Origin of the sequence: Mycolicibacterium brisbanense (genome assembly GCF_001570425.1) — a bacterium.
In the GTDB taxonomy this organism is placed as follows: domain Bacteria; phylum Actinomycetota; class Actinomycetes; order Mycobacteriales; family Mycobacteriaceae; genus Mycobacterium; species Mycobacterium brisbanense.
The window spans coordinates 30,388-50,948 of the sequence record NZ_BCSX01000022.1; the positions used below are offsets into that span (position 1 = coordinate 30,388).

The 20,561-nt window shown below is 65.4% G+C and carries 20 protein-coding genes; 11 read left to right on the top strand and 9 right to left on the bottom strand.

Features of this window, described 5'->3' with window-relative positions; genetic code table 11:
- Window positions 1–12: 12 nt before the first annotated feature.
- Genes atzF through RMCB_RS12145 form a run of 5 tightly spaced genes read right to left on the bottom strand, consistent with a single transcriptional unit; the run spans window position 13 to window position 6,737 of the window.
- A complete protein-coding gene (gene atzF / locus RMCB_RS12125; protein WP_062828967.1) occupies window positions 13–1,680 on the bottom strand; it encodes an allophanate hydrolase in 1,668 nt (555 codons plus the stop codon).
- Window positions 1,677–3,689 (bottom strand): 5-oxoprolinase/urea amidolyase family protein, encoded by a 2,013-nt coding sequence (locus RMCB_RS12130; RefSeq protein WP_062828968.1) that lies wholly within the window; start codon window positions 3,687–3,689, stop codon window positions 1,677–1,679. The genes atzF and RMCB_RS12130 overlap by 4 nt, the downstream gene beginning before the upstream one ends.
- Window positions 3,690–3,748: 59 nt before the next feature.
- On the bottom strand, window positions 3,749–4,369 hold the full coding sequence (locus tag RMCB_RS12135; protein ID WP_062828969.1) for an urea amidolyase associated protein UAAP2: 621 nt from the start codon (window positions 4,367–4,369) through the stop codon (window positions 3,749–3,751).
- Window positions 4,366–5,193, bottom strand: coding sequence for an urea amidolyase associated protein UAAP1 (locus RMCB_RS12140; RefSeq protein WP_062828970.1), 828 nt, complete (start codon window positions 5,191–5,193; stop codon window positions 4,366–4,368). Before RMCB_RS12140 ends, RMCB_RS12135 begins: the two co-directional genes overlap by 4 nt.
- 2 nt (window positions 5,194–5,195) lie before the next feature.
- Window positions 5,196–6,737 (bottom strand): amino acid permease, encoded by a 1,542-nt coding sequence (locus RMCB_RS12145; RefSeq protein WP_062828971.1) that lies wholly within the window; start codon window positions 6,735–6,737, stop codon window positions 5,196–5,198.
- 169 nt (window positions 6,738–6,906) lie between these two features.
- On the opposite strand from RMCB_RS12145, the gene RMCB_RS12150 reads away from it, so the two are divergent.
- Together RMCB_RS12150 and RMCB_RS12155 are read left to right on the top strand one after the other, a co-directional pair.
- Window positions 6,907–7,935: a putative nucleotidyltransferase substrate binding domain-containing protein gene (locus tag RMCB_RS12150; RefSeq protein WP_234792085.1), complete on the top strand. Its 1,029-nt coding sequence runs from the start codon at window positions 6,907–6,909 to the stop codon at window positions 7,933–7,935.
- A 26-nt stretch (window positions 7,936–7,961) separates the two neighbouring features.
- On the top strand, window positions 7,962–8,615 hold the full coding sequence (locus RMCB_RS12155; protein WP_062828972.1) for a nucleotidyltransferase domain-containing protein: 654 nt from the start codon (window positions 7,962–7,964) through the stop codon (window positions 8,613–8,615).
- Between the two features lie 53 nt (window positions 8,616–8,668).
- On the opposite strand, the gene RMCB_RS12160 is transcribed toward RMCB_RS12155, so the two are convergent.
- From RMCB_RS12160 to RMCB_RS12175, 4 genes are all read right to left on the bottom strand, one after another.
- Window positions 8,669–10,063, bottom strand: coding sequence for an NAD-dependent succinate-semialdehyde dehydrogenase (locus tag RMCB_RS12160; protein WP_234792086.1), 1,395 nt, complete (start codon window positions 10,061–10,063; stop codon window positions 8,669–8,671).
- Between the two features lie 35 nt (window positions 10,064–10,098).
- Window positions 10,099–10,572 carry a hypothetical protein gene (locus RMCB_RS12165; RefSeq protein ID WP_131805515.1) on the bottom strand — a complete coding sequence of 158 codons (474 nt, stop codon included), beginning with the start codon at window positions 10,570–10,572 and terminating at the stop codon, window positions 10,099–10,101.
- The gene (locus RMCB_RS12170) at window positions 10,569–12,173 is read right to left on the bottom strand and encodes a GMC oxidoreductase (RefSeq protein WP_062828974.1); all 1,605 of its coding nucleotides are present in this window, start codon (window positions 12,171–12,173) and stop codon (window positions 10,569–10,571) included. Before RMCB_RS12170 ends, RMCB_RS12165 begins: the two co-directional genes overlap by 4 nt.
- A gap of 139 nt (window positions 12,174–12,312) precedes the next feature.
- Window positions 12,313–13,368 (bottom strand): LacI family DNA-binding transcriptional regulator, encoded by a 1,056-nt coding sequence (locus RMCB_RS12175; RefSeq protein WP_062828975.1) that lies wholly within the window; start codon window positions 13,366–13,368, stop codon window positions 12,313–12,315.
- 172 nt (window positions 13,369–13,540) lie between these two features.
- Here RMCB_RS12175 and RMCB_RS12180 point away from each other — a divergent pair, with 172 nt between their 5' ends.
- The 9 genes from RMCB_RS12180 to RMCB_RS12210 all read left to right on the top strand — a co-directional run bounded on the left by RMCB_RS12180 (window position 13,541) and on the right by RMCB_RS12210 (window position 20,557).
- Complete coding sequence (locus RMCB_RS12180) at window positions 13,541–14,725, top strand: Gfo/Idh/MocA family protein (protein ID WP_062828976.1); 1,185 nt, start codon at window positions 13,541–13,543, stop codon at window positions 14,723–14,725.
- The gene (locus RMCB_RS12185; protein ID WP_062829038.1) at window positions 14,725–15,903 is read left to right on the top strand and encodes a dihydrodipicolinate synthase family protein; all 1,179 of its coding nucleotides are present in this window, start codon (window positions 14,725–14,727) and stop codon (window positions 15,901–15,903) included. The genes RMCB_RS12180 and RMCB_RS12185 overlap by 1 nt, the downstream gene beginning before the upstream one ends.
- On the top strand, window positions 15,900–16,772 hold the full coding sequence (locus RMCB_RS12190; protein ID WP_062828977.1) for a sugar phosphate isomerase/epimerase family protein: 873 nt from the start codon (window positions 15,900–15,902) through the stop codon (window positions 16,770–16,772). The genes RMCB_RS12185 and RMCB_RS12190 overlap by 4 nt, the downstream gene beginning before the upstream one ends.
- Window positions 16,773–16,849: 77 nt before the next feature.
- Window positions 16,850–17,176 carry a hypothetical protein gene (locus RMCB_RS12195; RefSeq protein WP_062828978.1) on the top strand — a complete coding sequence of 109 codons (327 nt, stop codon included), beginning with the start codon at window positions 16,850–16,852 and terminating at the stop codon, window positions 17,174–17,176.
- The gene (locus RMCB_RS12200) at window positions 17,173–18,198 is read left to right on the top strand and encodes a hypothetical protein (protein ID WP_062828979.1); all 1,026 of its coding nucleotides are present in this window, start codon (window positions 17,173–17,175) and stop codon (window positions 18,196–18,198) included. Before RMCB_RS12195 ends, RMCB_RS12200 begins: the two co-directional genes overlap by 4 nt.
- A gap of 15 nt (window positions 18,199–18,213) precedes the next feature.
- Window positions 18,214–18,483: a hypothetical protein gene (locus tag RMCB_RS35820; RefSeq protein WP_029367531.1), complete on the top strand. Its 270-nt coding sequence runs from the start codon at window positions 18,214–18,216 to the stop codon at window positions 18,481–18,483.
- A 1-nt stretch (window position 18,484) separates the two neighbouring features.
- Window positions 18,485–18,631, top strand: coding sequence for a hypothetical protein (locus RMCB_RS36035; protein WP_157680315.1), 147 nt, complete (start codon window positions 18,485–18,487; stop codon window positions 18,629–18,631).
- A 19-nt stretch (window positions 18,632–18,650) separates the two neighbouring features.
- The gene (locus RMCB_RS12205) at window positions 18,651–19,796 is read left to right on the top strand and encodes a glycerate kinase (RefSeq protein WP_062828980.1); all 1,146 of its coding nucleotides are present in this window, start codon (window positions 18,651–18,653) and stop codon (window positions 19,794–19,796) included.
- A gap of 173 nt (window positions 19,797–19,969) precedes the next feature.
- Window positions 19,970–20,557, top strand: a complete 588-nt coding sequence (locus RMCB_RS12210) for a peroxiredoxin (RefSeq protein WP_062828981.1) — start codon at window positions 19,970–19,972, stop codon at window positions 20,555–20,557.
- The last annotated feature ends 4 nt before the right edge of the window (window positions 20,558–20,561 follow it).

Sequence of the window (20,561 nt, forward strand, 5' to 3'; positions counted from 1 at the left end):
CATCCCCGGGTGTCAGCCCGCCTGAGCTGCCAACCAGCCGCCGTATCGCGTGATGTCCCGGCCTTGCGCGACTGCGGCATGATCGCAACCGAATCCGGTGATCCAGGTGCCGTCGTCGAGCTCGACCTTGCCGAGCATCATCGGCGCGGGCAGTTCGTCGAGGAAGTCACCGAGGGCGGCCCGCGATAGCACCCACCGCTCCCCCACGATGGTCGCGCCGCCTTCCGTGGTGCGGACCAATCCAGGTTTGGGCGGGACGGTGTCGAGCGCGTACAGCCGGTAGTGCGGTGCGGTCTTGATGGCTCCGCCCCAGCGAGCGCCTCGACTGGTCAGTTGATGCTCCAACGGCTGGCCCCGCAGGTGCGCGCCGAACACCGCGAGCTCCGTGACCGCTGCCCTCCCGAGCTCGGGCCACGTGGCAGCCGGCGGCTCACCGAGGAAACGCCCGGCGAGGTCGGCGACGACGGCGTCGTGAAAAGCCGGTGCCAGCAACGTGACGCCAAACTGCGCGCCATCGGCGACCGTCCCGGCAGGAATCGCGATCGCGCACATGTCGAACAGGTTGCAGAAGTTGGTGTATCGGCCCATGCGGGTGTTCACTGCTATCGGGTCGGCCATGACCTCTGCTATCCGTGGATGCGTGGGTGCGGTGGGCACCAACAGCGCGTCGCAGCCGGTGAGCTGTGCGAGCGCCTCACATCGCAACTCGTCGACCCGCCGACGGTCCCGCAGCAGATCGGCTGCTGAGTGGCCGCCCGCCGCGACGATGATGGCCGCTACCGTCGGATCCAATCCCGCATCGGTCGACGCGCCTGACACGAACCCGCCTGCTGCATCCCAGCGTTCGGCGACAAGCGCGCCGTTGTACAGCAGGTCGGCGGCGGTGAAGAACGCTTCCATGGCCACGGGTGTGGTCTCGAATCCCGCTTCCTGTGCCCGATGCACAGCTGCGTCGAACGCCGCCCGCCAGTCGGCGTCGAGTTCGGGCAGTTCGGCCGGGACCGCGACTCGCGGAGCAGGCGGCGCGGCCAGCGGAGTATCGGCGGGCCAGGCTCGTTGGGACGCAGCGGCGTTCATGGCGGCCATGGCTGCCTGGGCGGTGGCCAGATCGGTCGCGAAGATGGTGACGCAGTCATAGCTGGCGCACGCCGGTACGACACCGTCGGTGCTCACCACTGCGATGGTCGGCTTGATCCCGACGAGTCCCTGCAGACCGGCGGGCACCCGTCCGGAGCCCGCGGTGTCGGTGCCGATCGCGATGTCGGCAAATCCCAGCGCGACCGCGACCGCCGAACCCGAGCTCGATCCGCCGGAGATGTACTCCGGTCGTCGTGAATCCCGCACGGCACCATAGGGACTGCGTGTCCCCACCAGCCCGGTGGCGAACTGGTCGAGGTTGGTCTTGCCGATGACGACGGCACCGGCGGCCTTGAGAGCGGCGACCGCCGGTGCGTCGGCATCGGGGAGGTAACTGAAGCCCGGACACGCCGCCGTGGTGGGTATACCCGCCACATCGACGTTGTCTTTGACTGCCAACAGTAGCCCGGCCAACGGGCCTTCTGCGACGCGGAAATCAGCCTCGACGTCGGCCTGGGGACGTAGGTGGATGAACACTTCACTGCGGCCGCTGTCTTCGATGCGCCGGTAGGCCTCGGTGACTGCGCTCCTGTGCTCGCTCACGCGGACTCCTTCTTGGCGAACTCCCCTGCCGCAGCCCACCGCTGCCGTTCCTCGGCGCGGGCGGCCTCCATCGCCGCGCGCGTGGCGGCGATGTCGTCGGCGTTGTCCTGCAGGAACTGGTCATGCTCGGCGAGCGAGAACGTCCCGCCGGTGATCTCGACGCGTCCGCGGCCGGCAGCCATGTCGGCGCGCAGGTCGAGCAGCTCGTCCGCGGACACCGGATACCACTGGATACGGTCGAAAAACCTGAGCAGCCAAGGATGTTCGGGCTCGAAACCATCGGCCCGAAGCGGATGGCGGTGGTTCCAGATCTGCGTGGTACGTCCGACGAACTGGTATCCGCCGGGACCCTCCATGCCGTAGATGCACAGGTATGCCCCGCCGATGCCGACGGCGTTCTCCGGAGTCCACGTGCGGGCCGGGTTGTACTTGGTGGTGACCAGCCGGTGCCGGGGATCCAGCGGCGTCGCCACCGGTGCGCCGAGGTACACATCGCCCAGGCCGAGCACGAGATACTCTGCGTCGTACACGATCCGGTGCACATCGTCGGTTGACTGCAAGCCGTTCATCCGGCGGATGAATTCGATGTTCCAGGGGCACCACGGCGCATCTGACCGCACGCCGTGCATGTAACGCTCGATCGCCTCACGAGTCGCCGGATCGTCCCAACTCAATGGCAGCCGTACGGTGCGGCTGGGCACCACGAGCTCATGTGCGGCAGGCAGCGACGCCTCCCATTCGGTCAACAGGGGCACCAGTTTCGACAGCGGGAGCTGGGCCGGATCCACCTTCACCTGCAACGAACGCACACCCGGTGTGAGGTCGACGAGGCCCGCGGGCCGATCCTGTTGCAGCGCGTGGTGCAGGGCGTGCACCCGGGCCCGCAGCGCCAGATCGAGCCGCATCTCCCCGTATTCGACGAGCACGTTGTCGTCGCCGCAGCGCCGGTAGGTCACCGCCGTCGATCCATCGGATGAGGTTGCGCGGTGCAGGATTCCGTCGTCCTCATCGCCGCCGGAGGAGAACACGGCCGGAATGAACGCGCGTCGCGACCTGCCGACCGTGGCGGGCGACGGTGCCGCATCGGCCCGCACCGGGACGAACCGAACCGTGGCGCCCGGCGCGAGCTGACCCAGCTTCCACCGATCGGCAGCGGTGACGGTGACCGGGCAGACGAAGCCGCCAAGGCTGGGGCCGTCGGGCCCCAGCAGAATCGGGGTGTCGCCGGTGAAATCGAGCGAACCCACCGAATAGGCGTTGTCGTGAATGTTCGACGGGTGCAGTCCAGCCTCTCCGCCGTCGGGCCGGGCCCATTCGGGTTTCGGCCCGGTCAGCCGAACCCCGGTGCGGTCGGAATTGAAGTGCACCTCATAGTCGTGCTGCAACAGGGTGTCGATGTCACTGCGGGTGAAGAACTCCGGTGCCGAATGTGGGCCAACGGTCACCGCGATGTACCAGTGCTTGCCGATGGCGGGTTGCTCGTCGTACAGGATGCGCCGCCGCCGCGCCACCGGCGCGTCGCCAATCTCGAGTTTGTCGGCGACGCACAATGCCCGGCCCTCGTGTCCGCCGAACCCGCCGAGGACGAATGTCGCAGCACTGCCGAGATATTCGTCGGCGCGCAACCCGCCGGCCACCGCGATGTACGAGCGCAAACCCGCACCAGCCACCGCGCCCACGTCGAGAATCTGATTCGCCCCCACCAGCACCGGTTCCCATTGCGGCACCCGCACCCCGTCGATCGTGACGGGCGCCGGCGCACCGGTGACACACACCCAGGTGTCGGTGTCGAACCGCAACGCGGGGCCCGCCATGGTGGCCTCGAAGCCCGGCGTGCCTTCGGGGTTGCCCACCGCGATGTTGGCCAGCCGGAATGATACGTCGTCCATCGGTCCCGAGGGCGGCACCCCGATCTGCCAGTAGCCGATCCGGCCCGGCCAGTCCTGCACGGTGGTGGCCATGCCCGGCCGGACGACTTCCAGGGTGCGCACGCGAGGAGCAGAAGTCATGGTGCGGACGCGAGGAGCAGAAGATATGGTGCGCACGCGAGGAGCAGAAAAGTACTCCGTCATCGGCGCGTCACCACCATGCGCACGGCGGTTGGATCGAAGCCGTTGCAGGGATTGTTGATCTGCGGGCAGTTCGACACCAGCACCAGGGTGTCGATCTCGGCGCGCAGCGACAGTTTCTTGCCCGGTGCGGACAAGCCGTCGACGATGCCCAGTGAACCGTCCGGATCCACCGGCACATTCATGAAGAAGTTGATATTGCTGACGATGTCGGCCTTGGTCAGCCCCCAGCGCGCACCCTCGCCGATGAAGTTCTCCACGCAGGCGTGCTGGTGCTTGGTGTGGTGCCCGTAGCGCAGTGTGTTGGACTCCTGCGAGCAGGCGCCGCCGAGGGTGTCGTGATTACCGACCTCGTCCTCGACGATCGTCAGCATCGGCGCGCCGTCGCTGTCCCGCAGCACCGATCCGGTGGTCAGGAAGATGTTGCCCTGCATGGCGATCGTGACCGGAGCGCTGTAGCGCACGGTGTGGTCGTCGGCCCCGTAGAACAAGGTGTCCACCGCCTGATTGCCGTGCAGGTCGACGATGGTCAACACGTCACCGGCACGCACAATCTTCGACCACGGCGCCCGCGGCGGAACGATCTCGTCAACGATGGTCTCGGCAGCAAGCACAGTCATCGGGCACTCCAGACGTCTTCGGAATTCAGGTAAGCGCGTTGGTATTCCGGGTCGCGGGCACTGAGCCCGTCCCCGATGGCCGTGAGGTCGTCAACTGCCGACCAGGCCAGTACCTCGACCGGCCCGACATCGAACACCGGTGCCGGGTCCAGCGGATGAGCGGTGTTGGCGATGGCCACGATCAGCGGAAGATGCGTGATCAGTTCCACCGCCGTATCCGGGCCGGCAGACCCGGTCGACACCAGTGCACCGTCGGACTCCACCCGCACGCCATGGAAGAACGACACACTCGGTGCGACGTCCCGGCGGGTGAGACCGTTCTTCAGCGCGGCCAGCGCCAGCAGCTCCCGGCCGGCAGGACTTGCCGAATAGACCTCACCGGCACCGTATTTCGCAATGTTGCCGGCGAACGTGGTGGTACCGCACAACGCATCGTGGTGGCGTGAGGTATCCGATACGACAGTGGCCAGCACTCGTCCCTGATCACTGAGCAGCGGATGACCGACCGAAAGATACGCTTGCCACGGCACTTTCACGGTGTCGGCGACGTTGAGCCGTTCGGCCGGCGCATCGGCACGCCACAGCAACACGTGGGCGCACGCGCTGCCGTCCAGATCGCGCAAGCGCAGCCGGGTGCCACGGGCCAGCACCTTGGTGGTGTAGCGCCCACCGGGCACCGTCTCTGCCCAGGTCAGCCGTTGTGGATCCACCCCCGGCGGTGGTGTCGGCCAATTCGATGCCGGGACAACAGGCATCGCGCCGGTGATGGTGCCGGCCTGGGCGCGAGCGTGGTCGCGCGCCCCGGCAGTGGTCGCAGTGGTCATGCTCAGGCTCCGATCGTCACGGGTTTCGGGTGCGTCTTGCCGCGGGGGAAGCAGGCCACGCCGAGCAGCACGGTGACGGCGACGCTCAGCGGGCCGGCCCACTGCAGGATCGGCATGTCGCCGGTCGGGTTGAAGATCGCGGCTCGCGGCCAACCCAGGTTGACGATCATGAGGGCGCCGTAGGCCACCGCGAGAACGTTGACGACCACACCGAACCGGCCCAGCGAGAACAGCGGGAGGCCTTCGGAATCAAGCTGATTGCGCTCGGTGGGCCAGCCCTTGAGCCTGCGGTACAACAGCGGGGCGGTGACCATCAGGTAAGCGAGGTAGATCAGAATGATGCACACACTGGCCAGCGTCGCGAAAATGGCCGCGTTGCCGACGTTGACCAGCAAGACCCCGATGCACAGCACGCCGATGAGCACCGAGGGCCAGATGGGAGTGCCGGTGCGGCCATTGACGCGGGACAGGATCGCCGAGCCCGGCAGTCGGTTGTCGCGCGCCATCGAGAACATCAGCCGTGACGCCGCGGTCTGAATGGCCAACGTGCAGATCGTGATCGCGATACACACGTCGACCAGCAGGACCGTTCCCCACGGCGAGGACAGCACGGTGTCGAGCACATAGGGCAAACCTTCGGTGGCCAATCGCCCGTCGGTGAGGCTGGGGGCAGCCATCAGCGCTCCCAAGATCATCAGGCCGCCGCCGAGCGCCGACACCGACAACGCCAACCGGATGGTGCGCGGCGCCACCCGGCGCGGATTACGGGTCTCCTCGGCCAGTTCGCCGGCCGAGCCGAATCCCACCATCACGTAAGCGGCCATCAGGCCGGACATGATCCACGCCCACATGTAACCGGGCTGTTGGCCAGGGCTTCCCGTGTCGAACACCACCTGGGGGCCACGCTGAGCGTGGGTGAAGAACACCCCGATGACTGCGATGACACCGACGATCTCGCATACGACACCCGCGCTGTTGACTCGCGACATCCATTTGACACCAAGGCAGTTGATCGTCGTCGTGACCACAAGCAAGACTGTGCCCAGCAGCACGGCGTTGGCTGCCCCGCTCGGCGAGGTCAAAGCCGGGTCGTCACCGATGATCTGGAACCGCGCCGAGATCGTGGGCAGCACGACCTGCAGTGCGATGGCGGCGGCCGAGGCAGTGACGATCTGGGCGAGAATCATGAACCAGCCGCCGAACCACCCGATCACCTCGCCGCCCATGCGTCGCGACCATTGGTAGATGGCACCCGAAATCGGATAGCGCGCCGCCAGTTCGGCGAAACACAGCGCGACGAAGAACTGCCCGAGGAAAACGGCCGGCCAAGTCCAGAAGAACGCCGGACCGCCGAATCCGAAGCCCAACCCGAACAACTGGAAGATCGTCGTCAGGATCGACACGAACGAGAAGCCCGCCGCGAACGACTCGAACCGCCCGAGCCTGCGGTGCAGCTGCTGGTCGTAACCGAATTCGGCCAGGTCGTGATGGTCGCCGGTGTGGTCGGACACGTCGCGTCCTGGCGCTGTTGCGCTACTGGTCATAGGCGATGTCTCTCGGGTGCGGGGCGCTGCCGCCCTGTCCATATCTGTCAAGTGATAGATAAGCGGGCTGCGATGTCCGGAGCGTCACCCGGATGTTTCGTTCATGTAGCCGTCAGTAAGGGTTTGGTTGCCGAACACTCACAGACCGCGGCCTGTCAGAATCGCCCGTATGTCCGATGACCCGCTGGAGCCGGCACGCCGCCGCATGGCTGCTGCGGCAAGCGAGCAGGACCTGCTCAGCGGGGCCGGCCACGCGCACGAAGCCGTCGCCGAATTCATCGCCGCGAGAGCCGGCGCTGCCAGGGTGGCAGACAGCTGGTCGTCGCTGGTCCGAACAGCTCTGAGCGCTGCGGCACGGCTGGTGGGTACGGAGGGCGGTGTCTGGTACGCCTCGGGCAGCGTCGGACGCGGCGACGCGTTACCCGGCTCGGATCTCGAAACGTTGTTCGTCCGGGCGGATGACACCATGCCCGAGGCCGCCCTCTCCCACGCGGCACGAGTTCACGAACTGCTCGGCGCCTGCGGCTTCCGCGGCGACGACAACGGCGCGGTCGCCGCGCGGGCGCGGTTCAACCGCACGGCCCGCGAGTGGGCCGACGCGATCAGCTACTGGGCCGCGGACCCCGCCGCCGACCGCGGAGTGGTGATGATCGGCCTGCTGGCCGATGCGTCACCGGTCACCGCCGGTCCCGACCTCCGTGGTCAGGCCGGGACGGCGGCGCGAGCGCAGCCGGCGGCGTTGGCCGCCATGTTGCAGGACGCGACCTATGTCCGCGCGCACGTGCCGTCGCGGCTACGACTCCTCACCACCGCCGACGACGGTGTCGACATCAAGCTCGCCGCGGTGGACCCCGTCGTGCGAATCTCCCGATGGGCGGCACTCAGTTGCGGATCAGATGTCCTGAGCACCCGCGCTCGGCTGCGGGATGGGGCGGCCAGCACCTATCTCGACAGTCTCGACGCGAGGGAACTCGACAAGTGCCATGCCATCGGATCGAGCATCCGCTGGCGGGTGCGGGCGGCCCGATGGAATGCTGACGTGCCTGGAAGCCGCCGCGGCGAGTTCGAGGACCGGGTCGAGCTGTCAATGCTGTCGCCCCAGGACCGCACCGCGCTGCGCAGCATCGGCCGGGAACTCAACGGCATTCGCCGCAAACTCGACTACCTGGCGTCGACATCGACGTTCTCCAGCTGGTGAAACCCGCCGAGATAGCCTGAACCGCGATGACGAATTCCGAACCACACGAAGCACTTCCGCCCGACGGACGCAGGCCGTCAGCCGATGAACTCGACCGGCTGTGGGCGCCATGGACCCCGGGCGAGGTGACCGAGCGCCTCGCACACGTTCGCGCTCCGTGGTGTGTGGCCGGTGGCTGGGCGATCGACCTCTACCTCGGCGGTACACCGCGGCTCCGTGCCGACATCGAGATCGCCGTTCCGCGCCAGGATTTCCCGGAGATCGTCCACGCGTTGCCTAGCTTCGAGTGGGATGTCGCCGGCGCCGGGCAACTCTGGCCGTACGCCGTCGCGGGTGAGCATCCCGACCTTCATCAGACGTGGTGCCGTGATCCCGCCAGCGGCCACTACCACCTGGACGTCTTCCGCGAGCCGCACACCGGCGGCCGATGGGTGTGCCGCCGCGACCCGTCCATCACGCTGCCCTACGACGAGGTGATCGGTCACCGCGACGGTATGCCGTATCTCGTCCCCGAGGTGGCTCTGCTGTTCAAGGCGCGCCGCGCCGACCCCAAGGATCAAAACGACTTCGACCGTGTCGCACCGCATTTGACCGATGCAGCCAGAACCCGACTCGCCGGTTGGATCGGCCGGCTCTATCCCGATCATGCCTGGCTGGGGCAACTCGCTGACGCACCCTGATTTCACGACAAAGTAAGCCAGACTGGCGGCCACCTGAAGGCCCGAGCGTCAGTTCATTTGACCCAGATTGTGCGGAGGTTGGTGAATTCGCGCACGCCCGCAGCGCCGAGTTCGCGGCCGTACCCGCTGCGTTTGATACCTCCGAACGGCACTCGCGGGTCCGAGGTCACCATGGAGTTGATGAACAGCACCCCAGATTCGATGCGCTCGCCAACCGTGCGCGCACGGTTCACGTCGCAAGACCAAACGCTTGCCGCCAAGCCGTATTCGGTGGAATTGGCCACCTGGATCGCCTGATCGTCGTCATCCACCCGGATCACAGCGGCGACGGGTCCGAAGGTCTCTTCCGATACCACCGGCATATCGTCGGTGACATCGGTGAGCACGGTGGGCGCGTAAAAGTTTCCCGGGCGATCGAGCCGGTGGCCGCCGGTCAGTACTGTGGCTCCCCGACTTACGGACTGCTCGATCTGCCGCTGCACCTGATCGAGGATGTCCGGCCGGGCCAGTGGACCGACGGTGGTGCTCGGATCCAGCGGATCGCCGACAGTGAGTGCGTTGACCGCGGCGACGAACTTCGATTCGAACTGATCGGCTATATCGCGATGAATGATGAGACGTTTGGCTGCGATGCAGGTCTGGCCTGCGCACATAAATCGCGATTTCGCGGCGTGCACAGCCGCGGTATCGACGTCGGCGTCTGCCAGTACTACGAAGGGGTCGGATCCGCCTAGTTCGAGGACGCTCTTTTTCAGAGCGAGGCCGGCGGCCGACGCTACGTAGGCGCCTGCACGCGTCGACCCGGTGAGGGTGACCGCAGCCATACGGCGGTCCGCGATGAGCCGGGCGACGACGTTGGGTACCTCGGATTCCTCAACGACCAAAGTGCGCAACACCCCGGCCGGCAGTTGGGCGGCCCGCAGTACCGACTCGATCGCCAGAGCGCTGCCGGTGACGTTGGCGGCGTGCTTGAGCAGCACGGTGTTTCCGGCGAGCAGGGCCGGGATGGCGAACCGGAAAACCTGCCATAGCGGGAAATTCCACGGCATGACAGCGAGAACGACGCCCAGCGGCTCGTACACAGCGCGGCAGGACTGCGCGGACACATCGAGGCCCTCCGGCCGCAGGTAGCTTGCGCCGTCCTGTGCATACTGCCGACACTGCCAGATGCACTTGTCGACTTCGGCAGTCGCTTCCGTTATGGGTTTGCCCATTTCGAGCGTGATTTGGGCAGCCAGCTCCTCGCGGCGATGCACCAGGACGTCAGCGACGGTGCCCAGTAGCCGGGCGCGTTCAGGAACAGCTACGCCTCGCCATTTCAGGCCCGTCTCGTGGACGTGGTCGACTGCCTCTTCGATTGCGGCGTCGTCGTGTGCAGGGTAGTGCGCCAAGGGCTCGCCGGTGGCCGGGTTGGTGGTGATGATCGTTCGGATGTCAGTACTGGTCACAATGCTCCTACGGTGAGATGCGGGGACTTGGGGTTTCAGGCCTGCCGGAATCGGGGTCCGCGTTCGATGACTCGCTCGAGCAGATCCTCATCGATGTCGACACCGGCCTGTACCGTGCGCGGTTGTTGCCCGGTGTAACCGAGCCTCTTGAGCACGTCGGAATGGGCGTAGTACCCGCCAGCAACGATGAGGCAAAGCGATTGGTAGAGCACAGGATAGGTCGTACGCAGGTGATCCAGCGCCATCTGGGGTGGTAGCCCCGCGGCCCGTGCCCACGCCGTGTTCAGATCCTCGATCAGATCAGGCCGGGCGTTGAGCACAACATCGAGTTGGGTTGTACTGACATCGACCTCGCTTGCCGAGGGCATGTGCTCCCCCGCGGGAATGAGTAGATCTCCGATGGCGCCCAGCCAGAGCCTGCACGCGCCGCTAACTGCCGCGTCGTGTTTGCCGGTGGCCGTGGTGGTGCCGGTCTTCATCGAAAGCTCCTGAGCTGTGCTGACAATCATGCGGGGACCTTCTGGTCGCGGCGGTTGGCGATCATGTGCTCGGTCGATCGCAGCGCCAGAGCGGTGATGGTGCTGGTCGGGTTCACTCCGCCGGATGTCACGAAAACACTGCCATCGACGATGTAGAGGTTCGGGATGTCGTGAGTGCGCCCGTACTGGTCGACCACGGAGGTCTGCGGGTCATTACCCATGCGGGCGGTGCCGAGAAGATGCCAGCCCGAGTAGCGCATGAGTGATTCGACCGCGGTGTCGTAGGCACCCGCAGTCTGCAACGACTCCACAGCTCGCGCGATGTGGAAATCGAGTAGTCGTCGGGAGTTTTCGCTCACCGCATAGGTGATCTTGGGTGCCGGGATCCCGGATGAATCGGTAAGTGTGGCATCGATGGTGACGCGATTATCGACATCCGGTAGGTCCTCACCGAAGATTCCCCAACTGATGGAGCGGCCCAGGTGTCGCCGCACGTGATCGTGGTGGGCCCGTCCCCATACGTCTTGTCCCGCCCGGGTGGGCATCGCCGCGTTCAGCGGTCCACCGGTGGGCGCCAGACTCCATTTTGCGCCGCGCACGAAGTCGCGGTCTGGGGAGGTTTCGTAGAATTCGTAGCAGGCGATTTTCGCACCGACGTGACCATTCCAGCTGGCCATGTCGTCGTCGAAATACCCAGTGACGTTGGCGAACGGATGCATCATCAACCGACGTCCAAGTGCACCACTGGAGTTGGCGAGTCCATCTGGGTGCGCAGCCGTAGCGGAGTTGAGCAGGATGCGCGGTGTACCGATCGCATTGGCCGCGACGATCACGACATCGGCATATGCCGCGTCCCATGTTCCATCCGGACGCACGAATTCCGCGCCCGAGGCAAGACCGTTGGGCGACATCACGATCCGTGATACCCGCGCGCCGGTGAGGAGCCGGGCACCCTCCGCGATAGCCTGCGGCCAGTGAGTCAGGTCGGTCGAGGCCTTTGCGCCTTCTGGGCAGCCCTGCATGCATGCGCCGATCTGCACACACGGTCGCCGGCCGCGATAGGGTGCCGACAGGACCGCCTGCGCCGCCGGCCACCAGTGCCAGCCGAGTTGGTCATGGGCCCTTGCCATTCGGGTTCCGATCGCCCCGATGGGCAGCGGGGGAAGTGGTGGACCGGTCCCTTCCGGGTATGCCGGGTCCCCTTCGACTCCCGAGACACCGAACGCGACATCCGTGCGTTCGTAGAACGGTTGCAGGTCGGCGTAACGCAACGGCCAGTCATCAGCGACACCGTCGAGCGTGCGCACTCGGAAATCAGATGGCAGCAATCGAGGCCAGTCCCCCGCGTAGAGGACCATGCTCCCGCCGACACCGGCGAACATCAGCGGCGCCACATCCGAGGCGCTGTCATCGACTGGATAGTCCGCCGGATTACCCCGAATGTTGGGACTACCCGACCACTGCTTACGGGCCTCCAGCTCGTAGGTGGGCCGCTGCGCAGGGTAGTCGGCGCGATCGGGCCAACTGCCCTGCTCCAGACACAGCACATCGAAGCCGGCGCCGGACAGCGCTCCGGCAGCAACACCTCCGGACGCCCCGGCGCCGATGATGAGCACGTCAGCGTGTTCCATAACGATCCCTTTCCTACGTCCGCGGCGAGCACCCGCAATTGGTAAGCGCTTTCCCCAGACCATACGAGCACTTCGGTGTATGTGGCAAGGGTCACGTCAAAATGCCTGAAAGAGATAGCGAGGTCGCGCTGAGAGAAGATCAGGCCAAGGGACCGGCGATGCGTGCCGGAGCCGTGCTCGAGCGCACCACCAGGTCCACCGGCACGTGGATGTTTCGGGGTTTGTCAGCGCCCATGGATTCGGCGGAAAGCAGCAGGTCCATCGCCTGCGCGCCCATGTCCTCAAGCGGTAGCCGCACCGTGGTCAAGGGCGTGCGGAGGTCTGCGGCGATCCACAGGTCGTCAAAGCCGACCACGGACACCTCGGCAGGTACCCGGTACCCGAGTGGATCGGCGAGGGCCGCCAAGGCACCCGCCGCCATCAGGTCATTGAGCGCGAAGATGGCCGTGATCGCAGGGTCGCGCTCGAACAGGGCGAGGGTCGCTGCAAATCCGCCGCTGCGCGTGAAATCGCCACCGACGACGGGGATCTGGGAGGCGTCGAGCCCGAGAGATTCCCACGCGCCCGTAAAGCCCGACAGCCGATCGCTGACCGACGACAAGAACGAGGGGCCAGAAATGATGCCTACCTTGCGGTGGCCGAGATCGTGGAGATGCCGGGCGACCTGGGCCCCGCCGTTCTTATTGGCCGGCAAGACGCCCGGATACGGCAGATTGTGGTCACTGACCAGTGCGATGCGCCCGCCTCCGCGGGCAAAGCCCGCAAGCACAGCAGCCAGCGCTTCGGTGTATCCCTCGGTGATCACCCCGCTGCCGGCGAGCAGCAACCCTCGAACCCGCTGAGCTTGAAGGCGTTTGACGTACTCGATCTCACGGTCGGGATCATTGAAGGTGTTCGCCAGCGTCGTGAGCAAGCCATGTCTCGCAGCGACGGTCATCGCGCCGCGGGCGATCGCGGCGAAGTAGGGATCGTCGACCTCATGGACAACAAGGCCCACGACTGAGGTCGTCGAGCGCGCCAACGCTTGGGCCGGGCCATTGGACACATAACCCAAGTCAGCGGCTGCACGCCGAATCTTCTCCGCCGCGGCCGCCCCGACAGTGCGGGAACTGCCGTTGAGCACCCGTGATGCCGTCGCCAACGAGAGCCCGGCCCGGTCGGCAACGTCCTGCAGTGTGACCCCGCTGTTGTCCATCACCGCCCCGTCATCTCGGCTTATCCCCCAGTAATTTTATCCCCCGAATGGGAGCACGAAGCGGGCCGCACCGCGCATGCACCCCACATTTCACTACCGGTGTTGCGCACCTCACGGTGCCCATGCTTCTATGGAAAGCGCTTACCCAAATCGTAATCTCGGAGGACCATTCATGCCACCATCGCGCATCGGAATCATCATGAACGGGGCATCGGGCCGGATGGGTTACCGCCAGCACCTCACGCGGTCGATCCTGCCGATCCGCGACCAAGGCGGAGTGCTGCTCTCCGACGGTCGCACCCGGGTGCAGGTCGAGCCCATCCTGGTAGGTCGCGACCGCAAGAAACTCCAGGAGATCGCCGACCGCCACAACATCGCCCACGTCTCGACTGACCTGGACGCCTGCCTCGCCGATCCCCAATGGGATATCTACGCCGACTTCCTGCTCACCAAGGCGCGAGTTCCCGCTCTACACAAAGCCATCGACGCCGGCAAAGCGATCTATACCGAGAAGCCCACCGCCGAAAGCCTCGACGCCGCTCTCGAACTGGCGCGCCGCGCCCAACGCGCAGGCATCAAGAACGGCGTGGTGCACGACAAGCTGTTCCTTCCCGGACTGGTCAAGCTGAAGACTCTCATCGACTCGGGATTCTTCGGGAAAATCCTCTCGGTCCGTGGAGAATTCGGCTACTGGGTGTTCGAAGGGGACTGGCAACCCGCGCAGCGCCCAAGCTGGAATTACCGCGCCGAGGACGGTGGCGGCATCATCGTCGACATGTTCCCGCACTGGAACTACGTGCTGGAGTACCTGTTCGGGAACGTCAAATCGGTGTACGCAGCAGCCCGCACCCATATTCCGGCCCGCGTCGACGAGACGGGCGTCGCCTACACCGCCACCGCAGACGACGCCGCCTACGCCATCTTCGAGTTGGCCGGCGGCATCGTCGCTCAGCTGAACTCCAGTTGGACCGTACGGGTCAACCGCCGCGAGCTGGTCGAATTCCAGGTCGACGGCACTCACGGAAGTGCCGTCGCAGGACTCTTCGACTGCAGAGTGCAGCACCGAACGCTCACTCCCCGCCCGGTATGGAATCCCGACCTACCTGACACACACAACTACCTCGCCGACTGGACCACGGTGCCCGACAACGTCCCCGTCGACAACGGATTCAAAGTGCAGTGGGAGCAGTTCATCCGCCACGTCGTCGAGGACGCCCCCCACCCGTACGACTTCCTTTCCGGCGCGCGCGGAGTGCAGCTGGCCGAAGCAGGGCTGCAAAGTTCGCGCACCGGCACTCGGGTACAGCTGCGCGAACTGACCCTCGAGGCTCCGCACAACGTGGCAGTGAGCGTGTGATGGGCGACATCAGTCTCATCGACGAATCCGGCACGGTGTCGCCCTACGAGCTGCAGTCCAACGCTGTTGGCGATCCAGGGCCCGCCTCCCCCCGCGCGCGGGTCGCCTTCGCCGCCGCACACGTCGTGCCCCGGATCGCGGGCAACAATGTGCCAGGAGCTGCGGCCGACATCGACTGGGACGCCACCATGGCGTTCCGCCATCACCTGTGGTCCTGGCACCTCGGCGTTGCGGACGCCATGGATACCGCGCAACGCAACATGGGTCTCGACGCGCCCGCGGTACGCGAATTGATCACCCGTAGCGCTGCCGAGGCAGCACAGGTAGGCGGCGCTCTGGTCGTCGGTGTGAACACCGATCACATTGAGAGCCAAGACATCTCGGTCGACGAGATAATCAGCGCATACCTCGAGCAGCTCCACCACGCCGAAGACGCGGGAGCCCAAGCAGTCCTGATGGCCAGCCGCCACCTGGCCCGCGCGGCCCACGATCCTGCGGACTACCGCCGCGTCTACGGCGCCGTGCTTGCGCGCGCGGTGCAGCCGGTGATCCTGCACTGGCTGGGCACTCCGTTCGACGCACAGCTGGCGGGCTACTTCGGGTCGAACGACCTGAGCGTTGCACGCGCAACGGTGCGCGCGATCATCGAAGACAACCTCGACCGGGTCGCGGGGATCAAGGTGAGCCTGCTCGACGGGCGCACCGAGATCGCTCTGCGCCGGGAACTGCCCGGATCGGTGCGGGTGTACACGGGCGACGACTTCAACTACGTCGATCTCATCGCCGGCGACGCCGACGGCCACTGTGATGCCCTGCTCGGCGCTTTCGCCACCTGTGCTCCTGTGGCGTCGGCCGCGTTGTCGGCATTGGACGACGGCGACGAGGACCGCTTCCGGGCGCTGCTGCACCCCACCCAGACGTTGGCCCGCCATGTCTTCGCCGCACCCACCGAGCACTACAAGACCGGAGTGGCGTTCCTGTCCTGGCTCAATGGTCACCAACCGGCGTTCACCATGGTCAACGGCCTGCAGTCGGCTCGCAGCCTGCCGCACCTGTCCCGGCTCGTGCAACTCGCAGATGCGGCAGGCGCACTGGAGCACCCCGAACTGGCTGCGCAGCGCTGGACGGATCTGCTCACCGTGCATGGCGTGCGCTCGCCGATGCGGGTGTTCCTATGAGTGCCCATCCCCGCCTGTCGCTCAACCAGGCCAGCATCAAGTACGCACCACTGCAGGAAGCGCTGACTGCCACAGCGGAAGCCGGCATCACATCGATAGGGCTATGGCGAGAACCCGTCGCCGACGTCGGATTGCCGAAAGCAACCGAGCTGGTCGCCGCGTCGGGTCTGCGCGTCTCCAGCCTGTGCCGAGGAGGATTCATCACCGCCTCCGACCATGCTGCCCGCACCGCGGCGCTCGACGAGAACCGCCGAGCCATCGACGAAACTGCGGCTCTCGCACACGCGGGAGCCGAAGGATCAGCTGCCGTCCTGGTCCTGGTCGCCGGTGGTCTGCCCGATCGGGACACCGATCTGCGTGGCGCACGCGAGCGTGTCCAAGACGCCATCGGTCACCTCGTCGAGCACGCGCACGGCGCCGGGGTAATGCTGGCAGTCGAACCCATGCACCCGATGTATGCCGCCGACCGAGGCGTCATCTCAACCCTGGGTCAAGCCCTGGACATCGCCGAACCATTCCCCGCGAACACTGTCGGGGTTGTCGTGGATGCCTTTCACATCTGGTGGGACCCTGAGGTTTTCGACCAGATCGCCAGGGCCGGCGCCCAGGGCCGCATCGCCTCCTACCAAGTCAATGACTGGATCACCCCTCTGCCCGCCGACAGTCTGCTCGCCCGCGGCGTCATGGGACATGGCCACATCGATCTGCCGCGGTTGACCCAGGCGGTGCTGGCCGCCGGCTACACCGGCGACGTCGAAGTGGAGATCTTCAACCAACAACTCTGGGACATGCCTTACCAGCAAGCAGCTTCCCTCATCGCAGCCCAGTTCGATGCCATCGCGATGCCCAAACCGAACACCGCACCGTAGCCGCTGACCGCCCTTCCGACGCCGTCCAACCATGGGTCCTCCCTGGCTACCGGCACTGTCATCACCAGGATTTCAAAATGAAACCAGCACCGAAATACCAGGCCACCATGACTCTCTATCACCTTGGATCCCAAGGTGCCTGGGAATACGAACTGTTCGCGCTGCTGCGCCAGCACTACCGCGACAGTGAACTCCGTGGCCTGCGCGAGGACCTCATCGGACTGAGCACCGTCGGTTGGGTCGACGTCCTCGATCACCGCGAACACTGCGGACAAATTCTGCGCCGCTACCGCCTCGCCGAATCCGCACGACCTCTCGTCGCCTACCAACTCAACCTCGACAACTGTCTTCCCATCGACATGGCCACCGCGGTGGCACTCTCCAGCAAGGACACCGCGCGATGACCCACCTGCACCCGGTAGACCCAACGCATCTGGCGGAGCGCTCCCGCCTGGCCGACGGCAAGAAAACCCGGATGGGCATGATCTACGCCGTCTTGGCCGCGCCGGCACTCGGCCTCGCGTTCGGCCTCCTCGGCTCCATCGTCACCGCGCCACCGTTCAACATTGAAGCCCCGACCGGCGCCTTCGCCCTCGTCGCCACACTCCAGGTGCCCTTCGGCGTATTAGGAATCGGGGCGTTCCTCGCCGTCAGCGGTACGTGGCGCGACATCCTGCGCGTCCTTGGGCACCGAGTCAGTTGGTGGAATCTGTTCGTCGCCGTCGGCGGCTTCGTCGGTGACTTGTGCTTCGCGGCCGCCTCCGGTCTCATCGGCGGCGCACTGGCAGGAGCAGTCGGCGGACTCGCCGGCGTCGTCGGGGCGGTCATCGGTGCCGCGCTGTACCGGGAGCGAATTCTGCGCCCCTCGACCGTCCTCGGGCTCGCCGCCCTCGCCGTCGGCATCTGGCTCGCAGTCTCCGGCGGGCAGATCGGCGCGCCCACCCACGGCGTCTACTTCGCGACCGGTCTGGTCATCATCGTCGTCGCGGTACTGACATGGGGTTTTGAGAGCTTCGCGATCTCCGCCGGAACCGACCTCATGCCCGCCGAGGGGTTCCTCTGGTGGCGTGCGTTCCTCGAACTTCTCATCGCGAACGCACTGCTGTTCCTCCTGTTTCCCACCGGGCGCGACATCGCCCGTCAAGCGTGGTCAGAACCCCGCCTGGTTGCCATGGGAGCCGTCATCGGCTTGGGCTGGGCCATCTGGATGATCATGGGTTACTACATCGGCATTTCCTACGCCGGCGCCGTCCGCGGCGGCGTCCTGACCAACACTCTCGCCTTCTTCTTCATCGCCATTTTCTCGCTGACCGTCTACGGCGCGCCATTCAGCCTGATCGTCACCATCGGATCCATCTGCACAGTCCTCGGTGCCATGTTCATCGTCACCGAGCCCAAGTCCTACATCGCCCGCCAGCGCGGATAACCGGCAAGGAAACACATGTCCCCTCAACCGATCCACCAGCCTGACAACGACACCGAACTCATCGAGGCTTACCTGAGCGCTGCCCGGACCGCCAAACTGCGCCGCCTCTCGGCACTGGTCGTTCTCTGCGCACTACTGCTCGGCGTACTTCTGCTCGTCTATGTCAACGACTGGTACGCCCAATCGGGCGGAGGCGGAGCAGGATGGGTATTCTGCGGCATCATCGTAACCCTGTGCGCTGTCGGAGCCGTCCTCACCGACATCGTCTATCGCAAGGAACTCTGACATGGACCAGATTCCTGAAAACGGTTCGCCGACAATGCTTCCGCTACTCAACGCGCGAACGTGGGCCCTCGGCTTTCTCGTGTTCTCCATCATCGTCGCTGTCATCTTCTCGCAATTTCTCGTCGACTTCATGGCCAGCGCCCGCTGACCGCTATGGGAGGCCAACCGTGAACGCACACCATCCCTATATCGTTTTGGCTCCAGACAAGTTCAAAGGCACCCTCACCGCTGATCAAGTCGCCTCCGCAATGGCGCTGGGATGCCGCGATGCGGGATTGGAGAATCGTTGCATCACCATGCCTATCGCCGACGGAGGCGACGGTAGCGTGGGCACTGCGCTACGCACTGGCTGGTCGCGCCGCGAGATCCACTGCACCGACGCGTGGGGGCAGCCGAGCATCACTACCGTCGCCATCTCAAACACCCAGGCGCTCATCGAGATCGCCGCCATCTGCGGCCTACGCGGGTCGCGACCAAGTTCCGCTCAAGCACTCGAGGCAACCAGTCGCGGCGTCGGTGAGGTGATCACGAGACTGCTGGACCTCGGCTTTCGTGACATCACGCTGGCGCTCGGCGGCAGCGCCACCACCGACGGGGGTGCCGGCATGCTCCTCGCGCTCGGCGCACAGCTGCGTGACCGCACTGGCACCCCGATAGCTCCGAATGCCCTTGGCCTACAAGACCTCTCCTCTGTCTGCACCGACGGCCTGGACCCCCGACTCAAAACGACCACACTTACCGTCGCGTGCGATGTCGATGCGCCGTTGACCGGACCACGCGGAGCCGCGGCCACGTTCGGTCCACAAAAAGGCGCCGATGAGCAAGGAGTTCACAGCCTGACCGCAGCCCTGGACCAGCTCGCCGCAGTCGCCGGACCCGCCTTCGGCCGACCAGACGAGCACCTGCGCCCCGGTGCCGGCGCGGCCGGAGGCCTTGCGTGGGCCGGGCTTCTGCTCGGTGCACATTTGCGCCGCGGGGCCGAGCTCTTTCTGGACATGCTGGGCGCGTCCGAGACCATCGAAGGTGCCGCCCTTGTCCTGACCGGCGAGGGCCGCATGGACGACCAAAGCGCCCTTGGCAAAGCACCTTTCGCTGTCGCAGCGCTGGCATCCGAGCTCTCGGTACCCTCGGCAGCCATCGTCGGCACCAACCGCCTCAACGACCACGGCCTCAACTCCCCGTTCACGGCTGTCATTGCGCTGGACAGCATGGACCCCCTTTGCTCCTCTGACCCGACACTGAGTGCACGTCTCATACGCCAGGCCACCGCAGCCCTGGTCCACCAAGTGCAACGAGAACTCGCAATTTTCTAGATCGATACGAAAGACCCTGTACCACAGCGCTATTACGTGACTACCGCATTATGAAAAGTGGGTCACACGTCACGTTGTCAAGCATCCAAGGCATCACTATCGTTGCAGTACAAGGTGTTTGAATCCAACGGGACCGGCACCATCGACAATCGATTCGGACGAAAGAAATCACCATGGCACTACTGACCATCGGAGACCAGTTCCCCGCATACGACCTCGTCGCTCTGATCGGCGGGAACTTGGGCGCAATCAACGCTTCCCAACCTGACGACTATTTCACAAGAGTAACCAGTGATGACCATCCCGAAAAATGGCGTGTTATCTTCTTCTGGCCCAAGGACTTTACTTTTATCTGCCCCACCGAAATTGCGGCCTTCGGCCGCCTCAACGACGAGTTCACCGACCGCGACGCCCAGATCCTGGGCGCATCGGTCGACAACGAATTCGTGCACTTCCAATGGCGAGCACAGCATGGCGATCTCCGCGATCTACCGTTCCCCATGCTGAGCGACATCAAGCGCGAACTCTGCGCCGCTACGGGCGTATTGAATGAGGACGGTGTTGCCGACCGGGCGACCTTCATCGTAGATCCAGACAACACCGTGCAGTTCGTGTCAGTAACTTCAGGCTCCGTTGGACGCAACGTCAACGAAGTCCTAAGAGTTCTCGACGCCCTCCAGTCCGACGAATTGTGCGCTTGCAATTGGCGCAAGGGCGACCCCACCATCGACACACGCGCGCTGCTCACCGAGAACGCCTGACATC